The organism is Bacillus sp. SKDU12, from assembly GCF_010093085.1.
Classification (GTDB): Bacteria; Bacillota; Bacilli; order Bacillales; family Bacillaceae; genus Bacillus; species Bacillus mexicanus.
The window spans coordinates 1-25,511 of record NZ_MSRC01000008.1; the positions used below are offsets into that span (position 1 = coordinate 1).

The 25,511-nt window shown below is 42.0% G+C and carries 23 protein-coding genes; 14 read left to right on the forward strand and 9 right to left on the reverse strand.

All coding sequences use genetic code 11. The features are described 5' to 3' along the window. Window positions 1–271 precede the first annotated feature (271 nt). From gyrA to dnaA, 7 genes are all read right to left on the reverse strand, one after another. The gene (gene gyrA, locus BTW01_RS09880; RefSeq protein ID WP_162102826.1) at window positions 272–2,737 is read right to left on the reverse strand and encodes a DNA topoisomerase (ATP-hydrolyzing) subunit A; all 2,466 of its coding nucleotides are present in this window, start codon (window positions 2,735–2,737) and stop codon (window positions 272–274) included. 210 nt (window positions 2,738–2,947) lie between these two features. Next, window positions 2,948–4,864, reverse strand: coding sequence for a DNA topoisomerase (ATP-hydrolyzing) subunit B (gene gyrB, locus BTW01_RS09885; RefSeq protein ID WP_162102886.1), 1,917 nt, complete (start codon window positions 4,862–4,864; stop codon window positions 2,948–2,950). 53 nt (window positions 4,865–4,917) lie between these two features. Beyond that, window positions 4,918–5,163: an extracellular matrix regulator RemB gene (gene remB, locus BTW01_RS09890; RefSeq protein WP_162102827.1), complete on the reverse strand. Its 246-nt coding sequence runs from the start codon at window positions 5,161–5,163 to the stop codon at window positions 4,918–4,920. 17 nt (window positions 5,164–5,180) lie between these two features. After that, the gene (recF, locus tag BTW01_RS09895) at window positions 5,181–6,293 is read right to left on the reverse strand and encodes a DNA replication/repair protein RecF (protein ID WP_162102828.1); all 1,113 of its coding nucleotides are present in this window, start codon (window positions 6,291–6,293) and stop codon (window positions 5,181–5,183) included. A 15-nt stretch (window positions 6,294–6,308) separates the two neighbouring features. Continuing rightward, window positions 6,309–6,524 (reverse strand): ribosome maturation protein RlbA, encoded by a 216-nt coding sequence (gene rlbA, locus BTW01_RS09900; RefSeq protein ID WP_003226810.1) that lies wholly within the window; start codon window positions 6,522–6,524, stop codon window positions 6,309–6,311. 131 nt (window positions 6,525–6,655) lie between these two features. After that, window positions 6,656–7,792, reverse strand: coding sequence for a DNA polymerase III subunit beta (gene dnaN / locus BTW01_RS09905; protein ID WP_162102829.1), 1,137 nt, complete (start codon window positions 7,790–7,792; stop codon window positions 6,656–6,658). 191 nt (window positions 7,793–7,983) lie between these two features. Further along, complete coding sequence (dnaA, locus tag BTW01_RS09910; RefSeq protein ID WP_162102830.1) at window positions 7,984–9,324, reverse strand: chromosomal replication initiator protein DnaA; 1,341 nt, start codon at window positions 9,322–9,324, stop codon at window positions 7,984–7,986. Between the two features lie 618 nt (window positions 9,325–9,942). Here dnaA and rpmH point away from each other — a divergent pair. From rpmH to noc, 8 genes are all read left to right on the forward strand, one after another. Beyond that, a complete protein-coding gene (rpmH, locus tag BTW01_RS09915; RefSeq protein WP_003178075.1) occupies window positions 9,943–10,077 on the forward strand; it encodes a 50S ribosomal protein L34 in 135 nt (44 codons plus the stop codon). 149 nt (window positions 10,078–10,226) lie between these two features. After that, a complete protein-coding gene (gene rnpA / locus BTW01_RS09920) occupies window positions 10,227–10,577 on the forward strand; it encodes a ribonuclease P protein component (RefSeq protein ID WP_162102831.1) in 351 nt (116 codons plus the stop codon). Between the two features lie 144 nt (window positions 10,578–10,721). After that, on the forward strand, window positions 10,722–11,507 hold the full coding sequence (gene spoIIIJ, locus BTW01_RS09925) for a YidC family membrane integrase SpoIIIJ (protein ID WP_162102832.1): 786 nt from the start codon (window positions 10,722–10,724) through the stop codon (window positions 11,505–11,507). Next, window positions 11,504–12,130 (forward strand): RNA-binding cell elongation regulator Jag/EloR, encoded by a 627-nt coding sequence (jag, locus tag BTW01_RS09930; protein WP_162102833.1) that lies wholly within the window; start codon window positions 11,504–11,506, stop codon window positions 12,128–12,130. Before spoIIIJ ends, jag begins: the two co-directional genes overlap by 4 nt. Window positions 12,131–12,441: 311 nt before the next feature. After that, window positions 12,442–13,821, forward strand: a complete 1,380-nt coding sequence (gene mnmE / locus BTW01_RS09935; RefSeq protein WP_162102834.1) for a tRNA uridine-5-carboxymethylaminomethyl(34) synthesis GTPase MnmE — start codon at window positions 12,442–12,444, stop codon at window positions 13,819–13,821. Window positions 13,822–13,841: 20 nt separating this feature from the next. Next, on the forward strand, window positions 13,842–15,728 hold the full coding sequence (gene mnmG, locus BTW01_RS09940) for a tRNA uridine-5-carboxymethylaminomethyl(34) synthesis enzyme MnmG (protein WP_162102835.1): 1,887 nt from the start codon (window positions 13,842–13,844) through the stop codon (window positions 15,726–15,728). Between the two features lie 13 nt (window positions 15,729–15,741). After that, window positions 15,742–16,461, forward strand: a complete 720-nt coding sequence (gene rsmG, locus BTW01_RS09945; protein WP_162102836.1) for a 16S rRNA (guanine(527)-N(7))-methyltransferase RsmG — start codon at window positions 15,742–15,744, stop codon at window positions 16,459–16,461. A gap of 121 nt (window positions 16,462–16,582) precedes the next feature. Beyond that, complete coding sequence (gene noc, locus BTW01_RS09950; protein ID WP_162102837.1) at window positions 16,583–17,434, forward strand: nucleoid occlusion protein; 852 nt, start codon at window positions 16,583–16,585, stop codon at window positions 17,432–17,434. A 50-nt stretch (window positions 17,435–17,484) separates the two neighbouring features. Here the strand turns inward: noc and BTW01_RS09955 are convergent, their stop codons facing one another. Then, entirely contained in the window at window positions 17,485–17,925 is a 441-nt protein-coding gene (locus tag BTW01_RS09955) for a PH domain-containing protein (RefSeq protein WP_162102838.1), read from the reverse strand. Window positions 17,926–18,166: 241 nt separating this feature from the next. Between BTW01_RS09955 and soj the strand changes: the two genes are divergently transcribed. Both soj and spo0J read left to right on the forward strand, forming a co-directional pair. Next, window positions 18,167–18,928, forward strand: a complete 762-nt coding sequence (gene soj / locus BTW01_RS09960; RefSeq protein ID WP_162102839.1) for a sporulation initiation inhibitor protein Soj — start codon at window positions 18,167–18,169, stop codon at window positions 18,926–18,928. Continuing rightward, window positions 18,921–19,769, forward strand: coding sequence for a stage 0 sporulation protein Spo0J (spo0J, locus tag BTW01_RS09965; RefSeq protein WP_162102840.1), 849 nt, complete (start codon window positions 18,921–18,923; stop codon window positions 19,767–19,769). Before soj ends, spo0J begins: the two co-directional genes overlap by 8 nt. A 32-nt stretch (window positions 19,770–19,801) precedes the next feature. Here the strand turns inward: spo0J and yyaC are convergent, their stop codons facing one another. Continuing rightward, entirely contained in the window at window positions 19,802–20,419 is a 618-nt protein-coding gene (yyaC, locus tag BTW01_RS09970) for a spore protease YyaC (protein ID WP_162102841.1), read from the reverse strand. A gap of 409 nt (window positions 20,420–20,828) precedes the next feature. Between yyaC and BTW01_RS09975 the strand changes: the two genes are divergently transcribed. From BTW01_RS09975 to ychF, 4 genes are all read left to right on the forward strand, one after another. Beyond that, window positions 20,829–21,845 (forward strand): hypothetical protein, encoded by a 1,017-nt coding sequence (locus BTW01_RS09975; RefSeq protein ID WP_162102842.1) that lies wholly within the window; start codon window positions 20,829–20,831, stop codon window positions 21,843–21,845. A gap of 93 nt (window positions 21,846–21,938) precedes the next feature. Further along, window positions 21,939–22,145: a DUF951 domain-containing protein gene (locus BTW01_RS09980; RefSeq protein WP_162102843.1), complete on the forward strand. Its 207-nt coding sequence runs from the start codon at window positions 21,939–21,941 to the stop codon at window positions 22,143–22,145. A 50-nt stretch (window positions 22,146–22,195) separates the two neighbouring features. After that, window positions 22,196–24,199 carry a molybdopterin-dependent oxidoreductase gene (locus BTW01_RS09985; RefSeq protein WP_162102844.1) on the forward strand — a complete coding sequence of 668 codons (2,004 nt, stop codon included), beginning with the start codon at window positions 22,196–22,198 and terminating at the stop codon, window positions 24,197–24,199. A gap of 126 nt (window positions 24,200–24,325) precedes the next feature. Then, window positions 24,326–25,426 carry a redox-regulated ATPase YchF gene (gene ychF, locus BTW01_RS09990; protein WP_162102845.1) on the forward strand — a complete coding sequence of 367 codons (1,101 nt, stop codon included), beginning with the start codon at window positions 24,326–24,328 and terminating at the stop codon, window positions 25,424–25,426. The last annotated feature ends 85 nt before the right edge of the window (window positions 25,427–25,511 follow it).

The following is a 25,511-nucleotide window of genomic DNA, read 5'->3' on the forward strand; positions in this document are numbered from 1 at the left end:
CTGACTACGCACATCACTGTACGATTTGTTTAAAACTGAATTAACAGGTACGTTTTGTCTTGTTTAGTTTTCAAAGAACTTTGTGTGCTTCTCTCGAAGCGACTACTTAATAGTAACATTTTTAGTTAACTAGGTCAACACTTTTTTGAAAAAGTTTTACTAGCTGTAATTATGTCTTTCAAAAGACAACAGAAATGATTATACCATAATTTTTATGACTGTAAAGGACTATAATAGAAAAAAAGCACAGCTATTTCAGCTGTGCTTTCTCTTACACTTCTTCTTGTGTTTCTTCCTGCTCATCTTCTTCATTTTTCTCTACTAATGCTACTGTTGCAACATGCTCTTCTTCCGCCATTCTGATAAGGCGTACACCTTGAGTGACACGTCCGGTGGTTGAGATGTCATTAATGTCCATTCTAATGAGTACGCCGCTGGCAGTAATAATCATTAGATCCTCTTCACCTTTAGTAGCCTTGACTGTTACTAATTGGCCGTTGTTCTCTGTGATTTTTGCTGTTTTGAGTCCTTTTCCGCCACGGCTTTGGGTTCTGTACTCTTCAGCTGGAGTTCGTTTTCCATAACCTTTTTCAGTTACGATCAGGACATGTGAGTCTTCTTCTAATATCTCCATCCCGACAACAACGTCATCATCAGTCAGGGTAATGCCTTTTACACCTGCTGCAGTTCTTCCCATTTCCCTGACATCAGTTTCAAGGAAACGGATCAGCAACCCATTTTTCGTTCCGATGATCATTTGTTTTGTGCCGTCGGTCAGACGTACACCCATCAATTCATCATCCTCACGAAGGCCTAGGGCGATTAAGCCGTTATTTCGGATATTAGCAAACTGAGCAAGTGAAGTTCGTTTTGAAATCCCATGCTTTGTTGTGAAGAAAAGGTAAAGATCTGCATTGAATTCAGTGACTGGAATAATCGCGTTAATCCATTCACCCTTTTCTACCTCCAGCAGGTTAATAATCGGAATTCCCTTTGCTGTTCTGCCGTATTCAGGGATTTCATACCCTTTTGCACGGTATACTTTCCCTTTGTTCGAGAAGAAGAGTATCGTGTCATGTGTTGACGTAGAGACTAAGTGCTCAACAAAATCATCTTCATTAGTCCCCATTCCCTGTACGCCTTTTCCGCCTCGTTTTTGACTGCGGTAAGTTGATGCAGGGAGACGTTTGATGTATCCATTGTGTGTCAGAGTGACGACGATGTTCTCTCTTTCGATAAGATCTTCATCTTCGATTGTCTCTAATCCAGAAGTAACGATCTCCGTACGTCTTTCATCATTGAAACGCTCTTTGATTTCAGTAAGTTCTTCACGGATGATTTCAAGCACTTTATATTCATTTGCCAAAATGTCTTTTAGCTCTGCAATTAATTCGACTAGAGATTGGTATTCTTCTTCAATCTTTTCACGTTCCAGTCCTGTTAAACGCTGCAGTCTCATATCGAGGATTGCCTGCGCTTGCTTCTCTGTCAATGAGAATTGCTCAATTAAACCTGTTCTCGCAATTTCAGCCGTTTGAGAATTACGGATAAGAGAAATAACTGCATCGAGATGATCCAGAGCTACTCTCAAACCTTCCAGGATATGGGCTCTCGCTTCCGCTTTACGCAATTCATATGCAGTACGGCGTCTGATTACGACTTTTTGGTGGTCAAGATAATACTCCAGACATTGCTTTAAATTCAATACCTTCGGCTGACCGTCAACAAGTGCAAGCAAGTTGATACCAAAAGATGTTTGTAATGCAGTTTGTTTGTAAAGGTTGTTTAGAATAACATTTGCATTAGCATCGCGTCTGATTTCAATGACAATTCTCATACCTGTACGATCTGACTCATCGCGAAGATCTGTGATGCCTTCTATCTTCTTGTCTCTAACAAGATCAGCAATTTTCTCGATTAATTTTGCCTTATTTACTTGGTAAGGGAGCTCGGTAACGATAATTCTTTCTTTACCTGAAGATGTTTGTTCGATCTCAGCTTTTGCTCTGATCGTAATTGAGCCTCGGCCAGATTCATATGCTTTCCGGATACCGCTGCGTCCCAAGATTTGACCCGCAGTCGGGAAGTCAGGCCCTGGAATGACTTCCATCAGCTCCTGGATTGTAATGTCTGGATTCTCACTGACCGCAAGTACGCCATCAATGATTTCACCAAGCTGGTGCGGAGGGATGTTTGTCGCCATACCTACCGCAATACCGGCAGCACCATTTACAAGCAGATTCGGGAACCTTGAAGGCATAACAACCGGTTCTCTTTCTGACCCGTCATAGTTGTCTTGATAATCGATTGTGTCTTTTGTGATATCTCGAAGAATTTCCATCGAGATTTTAGACATTCTTGCTTCTGTATAACGCATAGCAGCCGCTGAGTCTCCGTCAACAGAACCGAAGTTTCCGTGACCGTCAACGAGCATATAGCGGTAGTTGAAATCCTGCGCCATTCTGACCATAGATTCATATACCGCTGAATCACCATGCGGGTGATATTTACCGATAACTTCTCCGACGATACGCGCGGATTTTTTATAAGGCTTGTCACTCGTCATGCCTAAATCATTCATTGCGTATAAAATCCGTCTATGAACCGGTTTTAAACCGTCACGAACATCTGGAAGAGCACGAGATACAATAACGCTCATTGCATAATCCAAGAAGGATGTACGCATTTCTTGGCTGATATTTATTTCACGAACTTGTGGTGTGTTTTGTTCACTCATTAAAAAACCTCCCTGAAGTATCACATGAAATATGTGGGAGTAGATTGTCCATTATGACCTTCTATACGATTTCACTATTCTCCATTATATCAATAAACTCATGATTATACACATAAAATTGCTAGAATATATAGGTGTTGCAAGCATTACTGCGTCTGATCTTTTTTAGAAAAAAGCCTTATTTCATAATGGAAATAAGGCTTTTTATAATTAGATGTCAAGATTTTTAACGTATCTCGCATTGGCTTCTATGAAGTTTCGGCGAGGCTCTACTTTGTCTCCCATCAGCATTTCAAATGTCTCATCCGCATCCATTGCATCTTCAAGCGTGACCTGAAGAAGCGTTCTCGTGCTTGGATCCATGGTTGTCTCCCATAGCTGGACGGCATTCATTTCTCCAAGTCCTTTGTAACGCTGCAAGCCAGGCTTAGGCGTTTGCGGAAGAGTATTTAACAAGTCTTCCAGCTCCTTGTCATTGTATGCATATTCAACGCGTTTCCCTTGTTGAACCTTGTAGAGCGGCGGCTGCGCAATGTATACGTAGCCATTTTCTATAATTTGGCGCATATATCTGTAAAAGAACGTTAATAGCAGTGTTCTGATGTGCGCGCCGTCAACATCGGCATCTGTCATAATGACAACTTTGTGGTAACGGGCTTTTTCCAGATTGAAATCTTCCCCGATACCTGTACCGAGCGCTGTGATCATAGAACGAACTTCATTGTTGGAAAGAATTTTATCCAGTCTCGCTTTTTCAACGTTCAGGATCTTACCTCTAAGCGGCAAAATGGCTTGGAAATGTCTGTCACGCCCCTGTTTAGCAGATCCTCCGGCAGAGTCACCCTCTACGATATACAACTCGGAGATGCTCGGGTCTTTTGAAGAGCAGTCCGCTAACTTACCAGGCAGGTTTGAAATTTCCAACGCACTTTTGCGGCGTGTTAATTCACGGGCTTTTTTTGCAGCCATTCTTGCTCTTGCCGCCATTAAACCTTTATCGACAATTTTTCTGGCCGCATCTGGATTTTCAAGCATAAATGTTTCCATTGCTGCAGAAAATAACGTATCAGTAATTGTCCGTGCCTCTGAGTTACCTAGTTTCGTTTTCGTTTGGCCTTCAAACTGCGGATCAGGGTGTTTGATTGAAATAATTGCAGTTAATCCTTCTCTTACGTCATCCCCGCTTAAGTTTGGATCATTTTCTTTAATAAGCCCTTTTTTTCGTGCGTAATCGTTGATAACACGAGTCAGCCCCGTTTTAAAACCCGCTTCGTGGGTACCGCCTTCATACGTGTTAATGTTGTTTGTAAAAGAGTAAATGTTGCTTGTGTAGCTGTCATTGTATTGCAAAGCCACTTCAACCGTAATGCCGTCCTTCTCACCTTCGATGTAAATCGGTTCTTCATGGACAACTTCTTTAGAACGGTTTAAAAACTCTACATAACTTTTAATTCCGCCTTCGTAATGGTACTCATGTTTGCGCTCTTGCCCTTCACGTTTATCTTCAATCGTGATGTTCACGCCTTTCGTCAAAAAGGCTAATTCACGAACGCGGTTAGCAAGCAGATCATAATCATACTCAGTCGTTTCTGAGAAAATTTCAGGATCTGGGACGAAATGTGTCGTCGTTCCTGTATGATCCGTTTCGCCAATGATTTCAAGATCTGAAACCGGAACTCCGCGTTTATAAGTTTGGCGGTGGATTTTACCGTCACGATGCACCGTCACAACAAGCTCGGTTGAAAGCGCGTTTACGACTGACGCACCTACACCATGCAATCCCCCGGATACTTTATAACCGCTTCCGTCAAATTTCCCTCCGGCATGAAGCACCGTCATAATGACTTCTACCGCAGGACGACCCATTTTTTCATGAATCCCGACTGGAATACCGCGACCATTATCGATCACCGTGATACTGTTGTCTTTTTCAATCTCGATATTGATATCCGTGCAATAACCGGCCAAGGCTTCGTCAATACTATTGTCGACAATTTCCCATACTAAATGGTGAAGGCCTTTGCTGTTTGTTGAACCGATATACATCCCCGGTCTTTTACGGACAGCTTCCAATCCCTCTAGTACCTGTATCTGATTTTCATCATAACTATTTTGCTGCTGTTCCATAGCCACGTCATTCACCTACACTTTTCTAAACGATATATTCGCGATAAAAATTTCTAAGAATCTATTTCAAACATAAACTGCGCACGCTTTTTTAATGTACTGGAAGATAATGGAGAGTAATATATATTCTGAACTGTGACTACGATAGATTTTGGTGTGCCGTTTACGGAAGGCACCGTCTTGTGTTTCTGTTTTTTCAGAAATTCTTCAACAATAGGCGACATGTTGGCTTTGAAATCAAAAATGCCAACAATATCTCGTGTTGAAACCACAAAGTCATCACCTAAATGAATATACAATTGCCCACCTCATTTCTTCACTTCACTAACGCACCGTCTTGCACACGAAACATTCCTGCTTGCCGTAAGGTTTCATGGTCAATGCCATCAACGCTTGTCGTGGTGACAAACGTTTGTACACGGCCTTGGATCGTATGAAGCAAGTGCGACTGGCGATAATCATCCAGCTCACTCAGTACATCATCCAATAGTAAAATGGGATATTCTCCGATTTCTTCATGGATTAGGTCAATCTCTGCCAGCTTAAGAGATAATGCTGTCGTTCGCTGCTGTCCTTGAGAACCATACGTTTGCACATCGCGTCCGTTCACATAAAAAAGGACATCGTCACGATGAGGCCCTGACAGCGTAACACCGCGCTCAATTTCTTTTTCTCTTAATTTAGAAAACGCTTCTTGATAGCTATCTCCTATTTTCGACAAGTCTTCGGGATCTGATACCTCAAGAGTCGTATGGTATTTCAGGGTTAGCTCTTCAAGTCCTCTTGAGATGCCCGCATGAATAGGCTGCGCCCATTTTTCGAGCTGGGCTGTAAACCGCAGTCGCTTTACGACGACTTTTGCCGCAGCTTCTATAAGCTGATCGGTCAAAACATCAAGCATCGTTCTGTCAGTTTGTTTTCTTGTTTGCAGCTGCTTCAAAAAATGATTTCGCTGGGAAAGGATTTTCTGATAAAGAGACAGATCGTGGAGGTAAACAGGAGAAACCTGTCCGATTTCCATGTCAAGAAACCGCCTTCTCACTTGAGGGCTTCCCTTTACAAGATTTAAATCTTCCGGCGCGAACATGATGGTGTTGAGGGCCCCGACATACCGGCTGAGTTTTTGCTGCTCAATATGATTGACCTTGCCCTTTTTACCCTTTTTGGAGATGACGAGCTGCATCGGGATCGCCCCGTTTTGCTTCATCACTCTTCCCTCTATTTTAGCATAGTCTTTGTCCCATCGTATAAGTTCTTTGTCATTTGACGTCCTGTGCGATTTTGCCATGGACAAGACATAGATCGCTTCCATGAGGTTTGTTTTCCCCTGGGCGTTTTCTCCGATGATCACATTTACTTTATTTTCAAATTGAAGTTCGGCATGGTCGTAGTTGCGGTAAGATGTCAGTTCTAAGTTCTGGATATACAATCAGTGTCACCCGCTTTAATTAACGACTTGAAATGAACCAAATCCTTCAATCTCTACCACATCGCCAACATAAAGCTTTCTGCCGCGGCGGTTGTCCGGTTCGTCGTTCACAAGCACTTCATGCTCGCTTAAAAACCACTTTGCCATACCGCCTGATTGAATCACATCGGCTAATTTTAAAAATTGTCCGAGTGTAATCATCTCTGTATCAATTGAAATCGGATTTGCCATTATATCGACCTCTTTCAAATATCACTAATATCTAATTGTACTAAAAAAAAACGAATTAGGGAAAGGGAAAACTTGTCGGAGCAGATACTGAATAGAAAAGCTGCCGAAAGGATCGGCAGCAATGTGTCGGATTAATAGGTTCTGACAGGAAGGATAAGCTGTACAATCGTTTCATCATTCGGCGTGCGAATTAGGAAAGGTCTCATTGCACCAGTAAAGCTTACGCGTATTTCTGCTCCTTCAAGCACCTTTAGTGCATCCAGCATATATTTTGGACTAAACGAGATATTTAATTCCTCACCTTCAATTCGATCTGCAACAATCGCTTCCACAACTTTCCCGATCTCAGGTGAGTTGGAAGAAATTTCTATGGATTCAGCTGGTTTTGCAGACAGCTTCACCACGTTGTTGCGTCCCTCTCTCGCTAAAAGAGATGCGCGATCAATCGCCTGAAGGAAATCTTTTGTGTTCACAATCATTTCTGTTTTGCTTTCTTGCGGAATCAGGCTGGTGGTATCCGGATAATTTCCGTCCAGAAGCCGCGAGAAGAATAAAACGTTTTTCGCTTTAAACAGAACTTGGGTTTCTGTGATAACGATATCTACAAGTTCTTGGTTGTCGTCCAAAATTTTGCTGAGCTCAGTTAAGCTTTTTCCCGGAATCACAACGTTATAAGATCTGTCTTCTGAAATATCAAGCTTCGCTTTTCTCAAAGCAAGACGGTGGCTATCCGTCGCAGTGCATAATAATTCACTTTTCTCCACTTTCCAGTTTACACCTGTCAAGATAGGGCGTGTTTCTGAGGTGGACACCGCGAATACTGTTTGTCTGATTAGATTTTTCAACAAATCAGTTGGAATTTGAATCGCATGATGCTCCTCGATCTGTGGCAAATGCGGATATTCATCAGCATCAAGCCCGTTTAGATTAAATTCAGCTTTTCCTGAACGAATAATCGTTAAATATTGATTTTGGACTTCGATTTCTACAGTTGCCATCGGCAGTTTTTTGACAATCTCACTAAAGAAGCGGGCTTGTAAAACGATGCTTCCCGGCTGTTCTATTGTGACAATTTCCTTATCTTCTTCTTCTTTCGGGATAAAGGATTCAATAGAAATATCGGAATCGCTTCCTGTAAAGGATACGCCATCATCTGATGCAACGATTTTAATACCAGTCAGAATGGGAATCGTCGTTCTAGACGAAACTGCTTTTAATACATCTTGGACACTTTCAACAAGACGATCTTTTTGAATCGTGAATTTCATTTTTATCCTCCTAACGGATAATGTATTAATATATATTTTATTTATAAAAAATAGTAGAAGTAATAGTAGGGCTTGTGGATTTGTGGATAAGTTGTGAAAAAGACAGGAAACACAGCCTATCCACATGTGGACAGACTGTGCATGACTGATGAAAAGTTATTCACACTTTCCCCGATTCATCCTGGGCCCTTCTATTTGAGCTGTTCTTTAATTTCTTTTACATGCTGCTGAAGCTGTTCATCATCTGCCAGCAGTTTTGAAATTTTTTCATGTGCATGAATAACGGTTGTATGGTCACGGCCTCCAAACTCTTCTCCGATTTTCGGAAGAGAGGAATCAGTCATTTCCCTCGATAAGTACATGGCGATTTGACGCGGGAAAGCCACTGATTTTGTCCGCTTTTTCGCTTTGAAATCCTCGAGTTTAATATTAAATTGCTGGCCTACTACCCTCTGAATTTCTTTTATCGTAATGACTTTTGGTTTGGAAGAAGGAATAATATCTTTCAGCGCCTCAGCGGCCAGATCAGCATTAATATCTTTATTAATTAAAGATGAATAAGCAACAACTCTGATTAATGCTCCTTCAAGTTCCCGAATATTGCTGTCGATTTGATTCGCAATATAAAGCATGACCTCGTTCGGAATATCGAGGCCCTCCGCTTTGGCTTTTTTTCTTAAAATTGCAATTCTCGTTTCTAAGTCAGGCGGCGTGATATCAGTAATCAGGCCCCATTCAAAGCGCGAACGCAATCTGTCTTCAAGTGTCGGAATTTCTTTTGGCGGCCGGTCACTTGAAATGACGATTTGTTTGCTTTCTTCGTGCAATGTGTTAAATGTATGGAAAAATTCTTCCTGAGTCTGTTCTTTCCCGGCTAAAAATTGAATATCATCTATCAAAAGCACATCAACATTCCGATAGCGATTGCGGAAATCTACGGCTTTATTATCCCGGATAGAGTTGATGAATTCGTTTGTAAATTTTTCAGAAGACAGATAAACCACTTTGGCAGAAGGATTATGATCTATAACATAATGGCCGATCGCATGCATTAAGTGTGTTTTCCCTAGGCCGACGCCCCCATAGATAAATAAAGGGTTGTATGCTTTCGCGGGAGCTTCCGCAACTGCGAGGGAAGCAGCGTGTGCAAATCGGTTTCCAGATCCGATGACAAAAGTATCAAAAGTATATTTTGGATTGAGCATATTTTGAGGAAAATCAGATGTATCTTCTTTGGCCTTTTTCTTCACTTGCGGTTTTGGCATAAAGTCTTCAACATCTTGATTTTGGGGAATGACAAACTTAATGCTCAATTCTTCCCCGGTTAATTCATATATAGTATCTGCAATCAGATGCAAGTATCTGGACTCCAGCCAGTCTCTGGCGAATTCATTAGGAGCCGTGATTGTCAACGTGTCTCCCTGCAGTGAGTGCGCCTTGGTTGATTTCATCCAAGTCTCAAAACTCGGTTTGCTCAATTTTTTTTCAATTTGAGCAAGGGCTTGGTTCCACAGGTCTAATATATTTTCCATCTTTCGGCATGTCCCTCCTTTTCATATCAAATTGTTTCTTTCTCTGTTGTAGAACACAAAAAAAGAGCAAATGGCGCTGCCATTCGTACACATTAAATGTTGAAAACATATAATATAGTAGATAAATAGCTTTTCGACAAAATTCACAACTTGTGGACAACATTCTACACAAGCTGTGAGAAATCAATCCACAACTTATCCACAGTTTGTGGATAAAGAGGAAAGGTGAGATTAGTAATCAAGAGTTAAAACACAAATATAATACCAAAATAAACGAGAGCATGCAATGGTTGTTGCAATCTTATCCACAAAGCAGACAACCTGTTGAAAAAATATTGTCCACAGGGGTTGGTAATGTGAAAATGTTGTCGATAACCTTTGTGGATATTGAAAAAAGGCAAAAAAGATATCCACATTCGTGATGTAAGAGGCAAATTGTTCGATTTTTTTCGATAAATTACGGAATCTGAAAAATAAGGTTTCGAAAGTTGAAAAGGTGTGGTATCCTATTATGGTTGCAGGAAATAAAAGCAATAGTGAAGTTGACAATGAATAGGTAGCACAAATATAATAAGTAAGACTGTCTTTAACAGCTATTCCTCGAGGGAGGTGTCATAAATGAAAAGAACATTCCAACCGAATAACCGTAAACGCAGTAAAGTTCATGGCTTCAGAAGCCGTATGAGTTCAAAAAACGGTCGTCTAGTTTTAGCACGCCGTCGCCGTAAAGGCAGAAAAGTATTATCAGCTTAGGCCACTGAATAATGTCAGTGGTCTTTTTTCACATTATGGGAAAAGAAGTGTGATGCGGGATGGACCAGAGGATGCTCCCTGGTTCAGACGCATCTCATTTTCATAATAAATTTTATAAGTTTCTGCCAGCCAGTATCGGAGTGAGTCATTTGAAGAAGCGAAATCGTTTAAAGAAAAATGAAGATTTTCAAAAAGTGTTTAAGCACGGGGTATCAGTAGCGAACCGCCAGTTTGTCTTATATACGCTTGATCAGCCTGAAAACGATGAGCTGCGCGTCGGGCTTTCCGTCAGCAAAAAAATAGGTAACGCTGTGATGCGAAATCGGGTCAAACGTTTGATTCGGCAGGCTTTTCTTGAAGAGAAAGAGAGACTGAAGGAAAAGGATTACATCATTATTGCCAGAAAACCAGCGAGCCAGCTGACATTTGAGGAAACGAAAAAAAGCCTGCAGCATCTATTCAGAAAGTCTTCTTTATATAAGAAATCTTCGTCAAAGTAGGCATTTGCCATTGCTTTCTTACAACTTTTAAAAGCGCTTCCTTTCTGGTTGATTAGAAAAAGACACCATTTAAAACTGAAAGATGCTAAAATACATACAAGTATGCTTTGCACTTAAAGAATGTAAAGATAATTATAGGAGGAAATGTTGTTGAAAAGGAGAATAGGGTTGCTATTAAGTATGGTTGGCGTATTCATGCTTTTGGCTGGATGCTCAAGTGTGAAAGAGCCGATCACTGCAGATAGTTCGCATTTTTGGGACAAGTACGTAGTATATCCATTGTCTGAGCTCATTACGTATGTAGCGAAATTGACGGGAGATAACTATGGACTTTCAATTATTCTTGTTACCATTTTAATTCGTTTATTAATTTTACCGCTGATGATTAAGCAGCTGAGAAGTTCGAAAGCGATGCAGGCTTTACAGCCGGAAATGCAAAAGCTTAAAGAAAAATACAGCTCAAAGGACCAAAAAACACAGCAAAAGTTACAGCAGGAAACAATGGCTTTATTCCAAAAGCATGGCGTGAATCCACTGGCGGGTTGTTTCCCGATTTTAATCCAGATGCCGATTTTAATTGGATTTTATCATGCGATCATGAGAACACAGGCGATCTCGGAGCATAGTTTCTTATGGTTTGACTTAGGAGAAAAAGACCCTTACTATATCCTTCCTATCGTTGCAGGTGTCGCTACATTTGTTCAGCAGAAACTGATGATGGCGGGCAATGCGCAGCAAAATCCGCAAATGGCAATGATGCTTTGGATTATGCCAATCATGATTATCGTATTTGCGGTCAACTTCCCGGCGGCACTTTCTCTTTATTGGGTAGTCGGCAACTTATTTATGATTGCACAGACTTTCCTCATTAAAGGACCAGATTTGAAAAAAAATTCTGAGCCGCAAAAAGACGGAGGAAAGAAAAAGTGAGGAATGTGACTGCTGCAGGGCGAAATGTCGATGAAGCAGTACAGTCCGGACTGAAAGAGCTGGAATTAACGAAGGATAAGGTGGAAATTACCGTTATTGAAGAGGGAAACAAAGGATTTCTCGGTATTTTCGGAAAAAAGCCTGCGGTCGTAAAGCTAGTTGAAAAGATTGATCCGATTCAGCAAGCGAAGTCTTATCTTCAAACGATTGCCGAAGCGATTGCCGGAAAGTCTGATGTGACTGTTCAAGAAAGCAGGAAGACAGTGAGTTTTCATATAACAGGTGAAAAAGCGGCATTGTTGATTGGGAAAAGAGGACAAACCTTAAATGCCCTTGAAACGTTGACACAGCTTGCCCTTAACCGTTATCCAGGCCAATATAAAAATGTCATAGTAGATGCAGAAAACTATCGGCTAAAAAGAAAAGATACACTGAGTCAGCTGGCCATCAGGCTTGCAGATCAGGTTCTAAAAACGAAAAAAGCAGTTCATCTTGAACCGATGCCGTCCAGTGAAAGAAAAATCATTCATGATACTCTTTCTGGATATGCGAATCACGAGATCAAAACATATTCAATGGGTGAAGGTGAAAATCGTCATCTCGTTATTTCCCATAAAAGATAGCATAAAACCGAAGTCCGGTAAAAAGCGGATTTCGGTTTTTTTGTTTGAAAAAATACTATTTTGCCTAGTAATATCAAGCTTTTGGTCGTTATGTTTTTTTCTTTTAAAGTGTATCCTGTTGATAAAAAGGAAAGTCAGGAAATAAAATTAATTGTTATTCACATGTGGATAAGTTAAAGTAATAGGAGGCGAATTCCCTATTCTGTGGATAACACATCTTCCACTTCGAACCAAACTATGTTATCTTTTAGTTTTGGCATAATAAAATTTTTTTATATAGATGAAAGATTAAGTAAAGAGAGGTGAACAGCATGGATACAATTGCAGCAATTTCCACACCGATGGGAGAAGGTGCGATTGCGATTGTACGGTTGAGCGGTCCAGAAGCCATTCAAATCGCAGATAAAATTTATAAAGGACCGAAGGAGAAAACACTTGGCTCGGTCGAATCACATACGATTCATTATGGTCATATCGTAGACAGACTTTCGGATCGTGTCGTTGAGGAAGTAATGGTATCAGTGTTAAAAGCACCGAGAACCTTTACACGTGAAGATGTCATCGAAATTAACTGTCACGGGGGAATTGTAACCGTGAACCAAGTGCTTCAGCTCGCTTTAAGAGAGGGAGCGAGACTGGCAGAGCCGGGTGAATTTACGAAGCGCGCATTTTTAAACGGACGAATCGATCTTTCACAGGCGGAAGCGGTGATGGACTTGATCAGAGCCAAAACGGACCGGGCAATGAACGTCGCCATGAATCAGATGGAAGGGCGTCTTTCTGCATTGGTGCGCCGGTTACGCGGTGAGATTTTAGAAACACTGGCTCATGTTGAGGTGAATATTGATTATCCGGAGTATGACGATGTAGAAGAAATGACGCATCAGCTTTTGGTTGAAAAGGCAACTGCCGTGAAAAAAGAAATTGAAGCGCTGCTGAGGACTTCTGAGCAAGGAAAAATTTTGCGTGAGGGTCTTTCTACTGTCATTATCGGCCGGCCGAATGTGGGAAAATCATCTCTTCTGAACAGCCTTGTACATGAGGCAAAAGCTATTGTAACGGATATTCCGGGAACGACTCGGGATGTCATTGAGGAATACGTAAATGTACGGGGTGTTCCGCTCCGTCTGGTTGATACAGCAGGTATTCGTGAAACAGAGGATATTGTTGAACGAATCGGTGTTGAACGTTCTCGCCAGGTTCTAAAGGAAGCGGATCTGATTTTACTTGTGCTTAATTCTAGTGAAGAGCTTTCTGAAGAAGACGTGAAGCTTTTTGAAGCCGTAGAGGGCATGGACGTTATCATAATTATGAATAAGACTGACCTTGAGGTGAAGATTGACAGTGAACGTGTTCGTGAGCTTGCTAACGGACGCCCTGTTGTCACGACATCTCTATTAAAAGAGGAAGGTATCAATGATCTGGAAGAAGCGATTCAATCGCTGTTCTACACGGGTGCCATTGAGAGCGGAGATATGACTTATGTCAGCAACACACGTCATATCTCTATTTTACAGCAAGCCCAACGTGCCATTGAAGATGCACTTAGCGGCATTGAACAAGATGTCCCGATCGACATGGTGCAAATCGACCTTACAAGATGCTGGGAGCTTTTGGGTGAAATCATCGGAGATTCAGTCCATGAAAGCTTAATTGATCAGCTCTTTTCACAGTTCTGTTTAGGAAAATAATTAAAGGAGGAGTTAGAATCATGGGGTATGAAGCAGGCCAATACGATGTGATTGTGATTGGCGCCGGGCATGCCGGTGTTGAGGCTGCCCTCGCATCAGCACGCCAAGGCGCCAAAACGCTTGTCTTGACCATCAACTTAGATATGGTTGCATTTATGCCATGTAATCCGTCTGTCGGCGGTCCCGCAAAAGGGATTGTCGTCCGCGAAATTGACGCGCTTGGCGGAGAAATGGGCAGAAACATCGATAAAACGCACATTCAAATGAGAATGCTGAATACTGGAAAAGGTCCTGCGGTTCGTGCTTTGCGTGCGCAAGCAGACAAATTCCAATACCAGCACGAAATGAAAAATACACTTGAAAAAGAACCAAATTTAACATTGCTGCAAGGAATTGTAGAGCGGCTGATCGTTGAAGACGGCGAATGCCGCGGTGTGGTGACACAAACCGGCGCGCATTATCGTGCGCAAGCAGTTGTTATGACGACTGGAACATATTTAAGAGGACGAATCATTCTTGGTGATCTGTCTTACTCAAGCGGTCCGAACAACCAGCAGCCTTCTATTAAGCTTTCTGAGCATTTGGAGGAGCTTGGTTTTGACCTTGTTCGTTTTAAAACAGGTACGCCGCCTCGCGTCAAAAGCGACACGATTGACTACAGTAAAACGGAAATCCAGCCTGGTGACGAAGTGCCTCGCGCTTTCTCATATGAAACAGTGGAATATATTACAGATCAGCTTCCTTGCTGGCTGACATATACAAGCCCTGAGACACATGAGATTATTGACAGCAACCTGCACCGCTCACCAATGTATTCCGGTATGATCAAAGGTACGGGCCCAAGATACTGTCCGTCTATTGAAGATAAAGTTGTCCGTTTTAACGATAAACCGCGTCATCAAATCTTTCTTGAGCCTGAAGGCAGACATACACAGGAAGTCTATGTTCAAGGTTTATCTACAAGTCTTCCGGAAGATGTACAGCAAAGAATGCTTGCAACGATTCCAGGTCTTGAAAACGTGCAAATGATGAGAGCGGGCTATGCGATCGAGTACGATGCGATTGTACCGACACAGCTGTGGCCGACACTTGAAACGAAAAAAATCACAAATCTCTATACTGCAGGCCAAATTAACGGAACATCCGGCTATGAAGAAGCTGCAGGACAAGGAATTATGGCGGGAATCAATGCAGGACGAAAAGCGCTTGGAAAAGAAGAAGTCATTCTAAGCCGTTCTGATGCCTACATTGGCGTTCTCATTGATGACCTTGTCACAAAAGGAACCAATGAACCATACCGCCTTTTGACATCACGTGCGGAATACAGATTGCTTCTTCGCCATGACAATGCTGATTTGCGTCTGACAGAAATCGGACACCGCATTGGATTGATTTCTGATGAGCGTTATACCGTTTTTGAGAAGAAAAAAGCGGCGATTGAAGCTGAGAAAAAACGTTTGTATTCTGTAATTATCAAGCCGTCTCCGGAAAATCAAGAATATATCCGTTCTCTTGGCGGAAGCGAATTGAAAGATGGAGTTCGCGGCACTGACTTGATGAAACGTCCTGAAATGAATTATGAAACCGTCACAAAATTGGCTCCGTCAGAAGTGCCGGTTCCGCAAGACGTGGCAGAACAAGTAGAGATCCAAGTGAAATATGAAGGATATATTGAAAAATCCCTTCAGCAAGTGGAAAAACTGAAAAAGATGGAAAACAAAAAAATTCCGGATCGAATTGATTATGACGCAATTAAAGGGATCGCAACAGAGGCGCGTCAAAAGCTAAAAAATGTGCGTCCTTTGTCTGTTGCCCAAGCTTCCCGCATTTCCGGTGTAAACCCGGCGGACATTTCAATTCTATTGGTGTATTTAGAGCAGGGACGCATTGCGAAGATAGCCGAATAGAAAGGATGACGGCATGAATATTGAAGAATTCACTTCTGGTTTGGCGGAAAAAGGGATCTCCCTTTCTCCCCGTCAGCTGGAGCAATTTGAACTGTATTACGATATGTTGGTTGAATGGAACGAAAAAATTAATCTGACTTCTATTACAGAGAAAAAAGAAGTATACTTAAAACATTTTTATGATTCCATTACCGCCGCTTTTTATGTCGACTTCAACCAAGTGAACACGATTTGTGATGTTGGAGCGGGAGCGGGTTTTCCGAGTCTGCCGATCAAAATATGTTTTCCGCATCTCCATGTCACAATCGTGGATTCATTAAACAAACGGATTACGTTTTTAGAAAAATTGTCTGAAGCTTTGCAATTGGAGAATACGACATTCTGCCATGACAGAGCTGAAACATTCGGACAGAGGAAGGACGTACGGGAAAGCTATGATATTGTGACGGCGCGAGCAGTTGCAAGACTATCTGTTTTGAGCGAGCTTTGCCTGCCTCTGGTGAAGAAAAACGGTTTATTTGTTGCTTTAAAAGCCGCTTCAGCTGAAGAAGAGCTGAATGCCGGCAAAAAAGCGATTACGACGCTTGGAGGAGAACTTGAGAATATCCATTCCTTTAAGCTGCCCATTGAAGAAAGCGATCGTAATATGATGGTGATACGCAAGATCAAAAATACACCTAAGAAGTATCCAAGAAAACCGGGAACTCCTAATAAATCGCCAATTGAGGAGTAATTTAGACAGCGTGATATGACAATGCCATCATATTTTCAGCAAAATTAATGGATGTACAGCAGGAAAAACCATGAGAAAATAGAATTATAAAAATGGCAGTTTTTAAAGGTGGTGTAGGTACATGAAGCATTCATTCTCTCGTTTATTCGGGCTTGGTGAGAAGGAACCGGAACCGGAGATTGCTGAACATGAGACGAACAAAGAAGAGATTCTGGAAATACCGGTAAATGCTATCGTTCCCAACCGTTTTCAGCCACGCACCATTTTCTCAGATGAAAAAATTAAAGAGTTAGCAATGACCATTCATACACATGGCATTATTCAGCCGATTGTTGTCAGGCATACAGAAGAAGAAGGCCAATACGAACTCATTGCCGGTGAAAGACGCTGGAGAGCGGTACAATCGCTTGAGTGGGAAAAGATTCCCGCTATTATTAAGGATTTTTCCGACACAGAAACCGCTTCTGTGGCGTTAATTGAAAATTTGCAGCGGGAAGAGCTGTCTTCTATTGAAGAAGCGCATGCTTATGCTCGGCTTCTTGAATTGCATGACTTAACACAGGAAGCACTCGCACAGCGTTTAGGAAAAGGGCAGTCCACAATTGCGAATAAGCTGCGGTTATTAAAGTTGCCTCAGCCGGTCCAAGACGCGATTATGGAGAAGAAAATTACTGAGCGTCATGCCAGAGCGCTGATTCCGCTTAAACAGCCTGAACTCCAAGTCACACTGCTCACAGAAATTATTGAGAAAAGCTTAAATGTAAAGCAGACGGAAGACCGCGTGGTGAAAATACTGGAGCAGGGCCAGAAAAAGCCAAAGCCGAGACGCAAAGCGTTCAGCAGAGATACAAGAATTGCAATGAACACAATTCGCCAGTCACTATCAATGGTTGAAGACAGCGGTGTAAAATTGAATACAGAAGAAGAAGAATTTGAAGAATTTATTCAATTAACGATTCGCATACCAAAATAAAAGCTCTCCTGAAAAGCAGGGGGGCTTTTATTTTTATGATAAAAAGGTAATTATTTACTTTTTGTCGATGATATTATATTAGCATTATTTTCATTGAGCTTGTGGATAAATTCTTCAGTATCTTGCGGAGAAATGACTACATGTCCCAAACCCCCCTGATAATATATCGTGATGCCATGGCGAGAGCCGATTAGGCGAAAACCTGACAACAGCTTCTTTTTTCGAACCACTTTGACGATTTTTTCGTAAGGAATCTGCTGCTCGAGCAGTCCGGCTTTAATGATCAGATGATGTTCTCTCAATGTATATTTTAGATCAATAAAGCTCCACGTGATGAGCACATTTAAAAGAGTCAGCAGAATAAAAATGATCCAGCCTGAAACCCTCATATTTCCCAGCACAAAAGGAACAATGGCATCTGCTTGTATCAGTAATATGAGGAACACAGCTATCAGTGTAACGGGTATATCTCTCTTTGTTTTATAAACCATATTTTCACCATCCTGTTCATTCTGCACTGTAACTCTTCTTTTTTCTTTAAGAAATTCCTTTTTTCATTCAAAAAAACAATAAAATTGTAAAATTTTCAAGAGAAAGCATAGAACGGTGTTCAATTTCTAGTGATTTCCCCTCTAAAACGAAACAAAATGATGAAAAAAATGAAACGCTTTACCCTTTTTTTGATAGAATAGAATCAAGATAGTACATGTTCATGTGAAAGTAGGTGACATCGTGGGAAAAATCATAGCAATTACGAACCAAAAAGGCGGCGTAGGCAAAACAACGACGTCTGTTAACCTTGGGGCATGCTTAGCTTACATAGGGAAAAGGGTTCTGCTGGTAGATATTGATCCGCAGGGAAACGCGACAAGCGGATTAGGAATTGAAAAAGCCGATGTAGAACAGTGTGTGTACGATATTTTAGTAGATGATGCAGATGTAATAGATATTATTAAAGCAACGACAGTAGAGAACTTGGACGTCATTCCTGCGACGATTCAGCTTGCTGGAGCTGAGATCGAGCTGGTACCGACGATTTCAAGAGAAGTAAGACTGAAGAGGGCGCTAGAAGCAGTAAAGCAGAATTATGATTATATTATCATTGATTGTCCGCCGTCATTGGGGCTGCTGACGATTAACGCGCTTACTGCCTCAGATTCCGTTGTCATTCCTGTACAGTGCGAATATTACGCCTTAGAGGGACTCAGTCAGCTATTAAATACAGTGCGTCTTGTGCAAAAGCATTTGAATACTGATTTAATGATTGAAGGTGTATTGCTGACAATGCTTGATGCCCGAACAAATCTCGGTATTCAAGTCATTGAAGAGGTTAAAAAATATTTTAGAGATAAAGTATACAAGACGGTTATTCCGCGTAATGTTCGTCTGAGTGAGGCACCGAGTCACGGAAAACCCATCATTTTATACGATCCGCGGTCAAGAGGTGCGGAAGTATACTTAGACTTAGCAAAGGAAGTGGCTGTGAATGGCTAAAGGCCTTGGGAAAGGGATTAATGCGTTGTTTAATCAGGTCGATTTGTCTGAAGAGACAGTTGAAGAAATTAAAGTTGCCGATTTACGCCCTAATCCTTATCAGCCAAGAAAACACTTTGATGACGAGGCATTAGCTGAACTAAAAGAATCTGTGCTGCAGCATGGCATTCTTCAGCCTCTTATCGTTAGAAAATCTTTAAAGGGCTATGATATTGTTGCGGGGGAAAGGCGTTTTCGTGCGGCAAAGCTGGCGGGTTTAGAGACAGTTCCGGCAATTGTCCGTGAATTGTCAGAGGCATTAATGAGAGAAATTGCTCTATTGGAAAACCTCCAGCGTGAGGATTTATCACCGCTTGAAGAGGCTCAGGCCTATGATTCTTTGCTAAAACACCTAGACCTTACGCAAGAACAGCTTGCCAAACGTCTCGGGAAAAGCAGGCCGCATATTGCGAATCATTTAAGATTGCTGACACTGCCAGAAAACATTCAGCAGCTTATTGCCGAAGGTACGCTTTCTATGGGGCATGGACGTACGCTTCTTGGCTTGAAAAACAAAAATAAGCTTGAACCGCTTGTACAAAAAGTGGTTGCGGAGCAGCTTAATGTTCGCCAGCTTGAGCAGTTGATTCAGCAATTAAATCAGAATGTTTCACGTGAAACAAAGAAAAAAGAACCTGTAAAAGATGCGGTTCTAAAAGAACGGGAATCCTATCTCCAAAATTATTTTGGAACAACGGTTAATATTAAAAGACAAAAGAAAAAAGGCAAAATTGAAATCGAATTTTTCTCTAACGAAGATCTTGACCGGATTTTAGAACTTTTGTCTGAACGAGAATCATAAAAACCATCTTTCAAGCGAAGATGGTTTTTGTTTTATATTCGTCTAGTGAGTCTTTGCAGTGGTGTAAGGCGTTCCTGCCTCCACTCTGTTCGATCTGTTAATTTCAATCCTTCAGCAAGAACATCTGCCATATTCATGACCAAGTTGAGTCTTGTATTTTGCAATACAAAGTATTCCATAAAACCACTCACATTGACAATTCCGTTAATATGAAGGTCTCCGACTTCGGGAAGGTCTTTTTGCACACCGGCCCCAGGTTTTAATGGCCCGTCTCCAATTTGAAAAGATCCTACACTTTTGACGCGTCCGAGACATGCATCCACTGCTACAATAAATGGATTTTTATGTAATTTATGAATGTCATTGATTTTATCTTTCATGTTTACAGCATGAACTGGAGCAGATAAGGTTCCGTAAACATGGAACCTGGTGAGAGGCATTTGTGTGAGCTTCGTTCCTACAAGCGGGCCTAATGAATCTCCGGTTGAACGATCTGTACCGATACAAACCACAATTATTGGTTTGCCGGCAGCTTTTCGTAAGGATGAAGAAAGAATGGTTTGAATTTGTTTTGCTGCAGCTGTATCTGTATGTGAAACATATTGCTTTACTCGTTCTTGAGAGGAAAAAAGCCCGCTTTTTCGATTCATAGGTTTCACTTCCTTGTTATAGTAGTAACAGAATTGCTATGTGAATTGTTAAGTAAGGTTGTTTACAGTATATCCAGCAGCAGGAGCTTTTATGCTTTGTGTATGACAGAGGTTATTGTTTAAAGGAGGGGGTGGTTGTCAGTATTATGCGACCATGCTTTAGTCCACAATGAGGTGTGAATGTATCCTAATTCCTCTCAATGTTTTCATACTGGTTCACCTAATGAGAAATTCTTTGTGGCGATATTTATCTGTCAGGGCTGCTTGCATTGCCAGTCTTTTATATGAGTATTTCGTATGGTAATTTCATCTTGTGGCCATTGTCTATGAAAATATGGCATGTTTGCTTTCAGTTATTTATATAGTAATAGTAACGGAAACAAGCTGAACTCAGTGCGATGAGGTGATGATGTTGTGGAGAGCCGGAATGAAGTGGATGCTGCTCATATTAGGAAGCCTGATCGGGGCCGGGTATGCGAGCGGTCAGGAGATATGGCAGTTTTTTGGAGCTGAAAGCGGACTTGCTATTGTGCTGTTTACAATCATGTTCATGATCTCGTCTTATATTGTGATGAAAATCAGTTTTAAGGTTCAATCCACTCATTTTCTGCCGGTTTTGGAGCATTTGGTAGGACCGTGGCTGGCAAAAATGTATGATGTTCTCATCGTTTTTTATTTGTTTTCGACGACTATGGTGATGATTGCCGGAGGCGGTGTGACTCTGCAAATGTACAAGCTTCCTTTTTGGTGGGGAATCGCGTTGATTTGCATTGTGACAGTTTGTTTGTTTTTCTGGGATGTGAAAGGAATATTATCAGTAAACGGTTTTTTAATACCTGTTTTAGTCGTGGGATTGCTGTATGCGCTGATCTCCTTTCAAAGCACCCATCACCATACGTGGACGATCGATTTGACTCGGCAGTACAACTGGCCTGCAAGCATCACATTTACCTCTTTAAACATCCTTTCAGTTGTCGCGATTTTATCTTCCGTAGGGAAAGAAATGAAAGGACTGGGGGAAGCCAAAATAGCCAGTGTAGCAAGCGGTCTTATATTTGGCGTGATTTCCTTTGTTTATAATGAATCGTTAGTGGAGCTGGCGGGCTCCCTTTCTCAGTTTGAAATCCCGCTGTTTGCCGTTTTGGAGGGAGCGCCTTATCTTCTTTTTTTATGCATGACGGCGGTGCTGTGCTTAGCGATTTACACGACAACAGTAGCTGGGTTGCTGGGGCTGTCCAGCCGGCTGATGGCGTTTGTTCATATGCCGAGGTGGATGATTGTGCTGATCCTGCTGGCGTTAATGGTGCCTTTTACTTCTTTTGGGTTTTCTGATTTGATCGCGTTTTTGTATCCGATATACGGAATGCTGAATTTATATTTATTAGTTTGTCTGTTGTTATATCCTATTTTGAGTAAATGGAAATAAAAGGCTAATGTTGTTTTCGGATATCTTAATTGCTCTTCTGATCAGTTTTTTTGTACAATAGATACAGCAGTTTATGAAAAGAGGTGAAGGGTCTTGGCGGATAAAGACTTTGGCCTGAATGATATCGTAGAAATGAAAAAATCACATCCATGCGGAGCAAACAGCTGGAAAATTATACGCATGGGGATGGATATTCGAATTAAGTGTGAGGGATGTTCTCACAGTGTCATGATTCCGAGGAAAGAATTTGAAAGAAAACTAAAAAAAGTACTTGTCAAGCATGAGGAGCCTACTTCGTAGAAAGGCCTGCACTCATGCTTTTTCATATAGTAGGTAAGGAGAAGACGGCGATGAGCAAAGTGCATCAGTCAGCATGTCCGCTGAATTGCTGGGACAGCTGCGGCTTTTTGGTGACTGTTGAAGACGGGAAGGTAACAAAAGTGGATGGCGATCCAACCCATCCGATTACAGAAGGCAAAATCTGCGGCCGCGGCAGAATGCTTGAGACAAAAACAAATTCACCTGAGCGGCTTCGCTATCCGATGAAAAAACAACATGGCGAGTTTGTACGGATTTCCTGGGAGCAGGCACTTGATGAAATTGCCGATAAGCTTCGGGAGATCAAGGAAACGTCAGAGACGACTGCCGTTTTGCACAGCCATGATTATGCGAATAACGGGTTGTTGAAAGCGCTAGATCAGCGTTTTTTTAATGGATACGGCGGCGTAACTGAAATCGTCGGAAGCATTTGCTGGGGTTCCGGTATCGAGGCACAAAGCTGGGATTTCGGCCGCTCGTACGGGCACGGCCCGCTTGATATTTATAACAGCAAACATGTTGTTGTGTGGGGAAGAAATGTATCCCGAACGAATATGCACTTATATCACCACTTGCAGCAGGTGAAGAAAAAAGGATCCACAATTACGGTGATTGATCCGATCTTCAACCCGACAGCCAAGCTTGCAGACCGCTATGTTTCTGTAAAGCCGGGAATGGATGGCTGGCTTGCGGCAGCTATTTTGAAGGTTCTGATAGAGACAGGAAGAACAAATGAGTCGTTTATTGCTGAGCATTCTGTCGGTTTTGATGATGTGAAAGAGCTTTTGAATAACGTTTCCTTAGATGAGTTTATTGTAAAAACAGAAACTTCTATGGAGGAGTTGGAGTATCTGGCCGATGTGTATGCTGATGGCCCGGTGTCTACTTTTATGGGCCTTGGCATGCAGCGCTATAAAAACGGTGGCGAAACGATTCGCTGGATTGATGCGCTCGTCGCTGCAAGCGGAAATGTCGGGATAAAAGGCGGCGGCGCCAATTTCGGGAACGTCCAAATAGGTGAGCGCTTTGCAAAAACGAAGCTGACACTGCCGGAATTAAAAACAGCATCACGTTCGTTTTCTATGATGACGCAGGCTGAAGAGGTGCTGACGGCGGCTGATCCGGCGATTGAGATGATTATCGTAACGTGTGGGAACCCGCTGACTCAGGTGCCGAATACAAATAAAGTAAGACAAGCATTTGAAAATGCGCCGATGACTGTGGCAATTGATTCCATCATGACAGATACGGCAAAGCTGTGTGACTATGTGTTGCCGACAGCCACTGTTTTTGAAGAAGAGGATATCTACTATTCCAGTATGTATCACCATTACGTTCAGTACGGAAAAAAGCTTGTGGAGCCGCAGGGTGAAGCGAAGTCGGACAGCTGGATCTGGTCAGAGCTTGCAAAGCGCCTTGGATTTGGCGAGCTATTTGAACACAGCACTGAAGAATTCTTGGAAATGGGGCTTTCTTCATTGGAGGCAGAGGGTGTGACGCTTGAGCGATTGAAAGAAAAAGGCCACCTCCCTCTTCCGGTTAAGCAAGTGCCGTGGGATGATTATCGTTTTTTGACGCCAAGCGGAAAATTTGAATTTACTTCGTTGTTGGCTGAGAGAAAAAATTTTAGCGGTATACTTCAATTAAACGTGCCCGAAGAATCTGTTTTCCATAATGAAGAGTTAGCTGAAAAGTACCCTTATACGCTGTTGTCTATTCATCCGCAGCGGTCCAATCATTCACAGCATGTGCCGTTTATTGAAAAACTTCAGCATATTCAAGTCGAAATTTCCCCAGATATCGCGGTGGAGCAGAATCTTCGGGATGGAGACGAAGTTGTCATCTTTAATGATCGCGGGCGATTGATGGGCAGGGTGAAAGTGCTGAAGCAGGCTCATCCGAAGACGGTTAATATAGATGAAGGCATGTGGGCAGCGTTTGGAGGTTCAGTCAATGCACTGACAAATGATACAAATTCTGATAATGGAATGGGAAGTACGCTTTTTGACTGTTTAGTAGGCTTGAAAAAACCATAATCAAAGGGATTAACAGGCTGAAAATACAGTTTTGTCAGCTTGTCTTTTCCAGTGAACCTCCTTATAATTGCTCTAGGTTCAAAATACGTTTATACAATGACGGTTTTATATAGAGGAGATGAAAGAATGGCTTTAACAGCTGGAATTGTTGGTTTGCCAAACGTTGGGAAATCAACACTATTTAATGCAATTACACAGGCCGGTGCCGAATCAGCCAACTACCCGTTCTGTACGATTGATCCGAACGTGGGGATTGTAGAGGTACCTGATGATCGTCTGCAAAAGCTGACTGAGCTGGTCAAACCGAAGAAGACTGTGCCGACTGCTTTTGAATTTACTGATATTGCTGGGATTGTGAAAGGCGCGTCTAAAGGAGAAGGGCTCGGTAACAAATTCCTTTCTCATATTCGCCAGGTTGATGCGATTTGCCACGTTGTCCGTGCCTTTTCTGATGACAACATTACACACGTTTCCGGAAAAGTTGATCCTATCGATGATATTGAAACAATCAACCTTGAGCTCATCCTTGCTGATATGGAGACAGTTGAAAAGCGGTTAACACGCGTCAGCAAACTTGCAAAGCAAAAGGATAAAGACGCTGTATTCGAGTTTGAGATTCTGTCTAAACTGAAAGAAGCGTTTGAGAGTGAAAAGCCTGCGCGTTCTATTGAGTTCACTGAAGAACAGCAAAAGCTTGTAAAGCAGCTTCATTTATTAACTTCTAAGCCTATTTTGTACGTGGCCAACGTAAGTGAAGATGAAGTGGCTGATCCGTCTGGCAATGAAAATGTAGCGAAAATTCGTGAATACGCTGCTGGCGAAAATGCGGAAGTTATCGTTGTTTGTGCGAAAATTGAATCTGAAATCGCCGAGCTTGACGGTGAAGAAAAACAAATGTTCCTTGAAGAGCTTGGCATTGAAGAATCAGGTCTTGACCAGCTGATTAAAGCGTCATACTCTCTTCTTGGACTTGCAACCTATTTCACAGCCGGAGAACAGGAAGTCAGAGCTTGGACATTCAAAAAAGGCATGAAAGCCCCTGAGTGTGCAGGAGTTATTCATAGTGACTTTGAACGCGGCTTCATTCGTGCAGAAACTGTTGCTTATGAGGATCTCCTTGCGGGCGGCGGTATGGCAGGAGCGAAAGAAGCAGGAAAAGTCCGTCTCGAAGGGAAAGAATATGTGGTCCAAGACGGAGATGTTATTCATTTCCGATTTAATGTATAGGATGCAGTTGTAAAGGGACAAGAGCTTTGGTATAATATAAAATTGTGAGTAATAGAATTATTGCTCCTTGCCCATTATGGGCCGC

Excerpts from the sequence above, each read along its gene's own strand:
- gyrA (WP_162102826.1), bottom strand. The coding sequence starts at position 2,737 with ATGAGTGAACAAAACACACCACAAGTTCGTGAAATAAATATCAGCCAA.
- gyrB (WP_162102886.1), bottom strand. The coding sequence starts at position 4,864 with ATGGAACAGCAGCAAAATAGTTATGATGAAAATCAGATACAGGTACTA.
- rlbA (WP_003226810.1), bottom strand. The coding sequence starts at position 6,524 with ATGGCAAATCCGATTTCAATTGATACAGAGATGATTACACTCGGACAA.
- dnaN (WP_162102829.1), bottom strand. The coding sequence starts at position 7,792 with ATGAAATTCACGATTCAAAAAGATCGTCTTGTTGAAAGTGTCCAAGAT.
- dnaA (WP_162102830.1), bottom strand. The coding sequence starts at position 9,324 with ATGGAAAATATATTAGACCTGTGGAACCAAGCCCTTGCTCAAATTGAA.
- rpmH (WP_003178075.1), top strand. The coding sequence starts at position 9,943 with ATGAAAAGAACATTCCAACCGAATAACCGTAAACGCAGTAAAGTTCAT.
- spoIIIJ (WP_162102832.1), top strand. The coding sequence starts at position 10,722 with ATGTTGTTGAAAAGGAGAATAGGGTTGCTATTAAGTATGGTTGGCGTA.
- mnmE (WP_162102834.1), top strand. The coding sequence starts at position 12,442 with ATGGATACAATTGCAGCAATTTCCACACCGATGGGAGAAGGTGCGATT.
- mnmG (WP_162102835.1), top strand. The coding sequence starts at position 13,842 with ATGGGGTATGAAGCAGGCCAATACGATGTGATTGTGATTGGCGCCGGG.
- rsmG (WP_162102836.1), top strand. The coding sequence starts at position 15,742 with ATGAATATTGAAGAATTCACTTCTGGTTTGGCGGAAAAAGGGATCTCC.
- noc (WP_162102837.1), top strand. The coding sequence starts at position 16,583 with ATGAAGCATTCATTCTCTCGTTTATTCGGGCTTGGTGAGAAGGAACCG.
- BTW01_RS09955 (WP_162102838.1), bottom strand. The coding sequence starts at position 17,925 with ATGGTTTATAAAACAAAGAGAGATATACCCGTTACACTGATAGCTGTG.
- spo0J (WP_162102840.1), top strand. The coding sequence starts at position 18,921 with ATGGCTAAAGGCCTTGGGAAAGGGATTAATGCGTTGTTTAATCAGGTC.
- yyaC (WP_162102841.1), bottom strand. The coding sequence starts at position 20,419 with ATGAATCGAAAAAGCGGGCTTTTTTCCTCTCAAGAACGAGTAAAGCAA.
- BTW01_RS09975 (WP_162102842.1), top strand. The coding sequence starts at position 20,829 with ATGTTGTGGAGAGCCGGAATGAAGTGGATGCTGCTCATATTAGGAAGC.
- BTW01_RS09985 (WP_162102844.1), top strand. The coding sequence starts at position 22,196 with ATGAGCAAAGTGCATCAGTCAGCATGTCCGCTGAATTGCTGGGACAGC.
- ychF (WP_162102845.1), top strand. The coding sequence starts at position 24,326 with ATGGCTTTAACAGCTGGAATTGTTGGTTTGCCAAACGTTGGGAAATCA.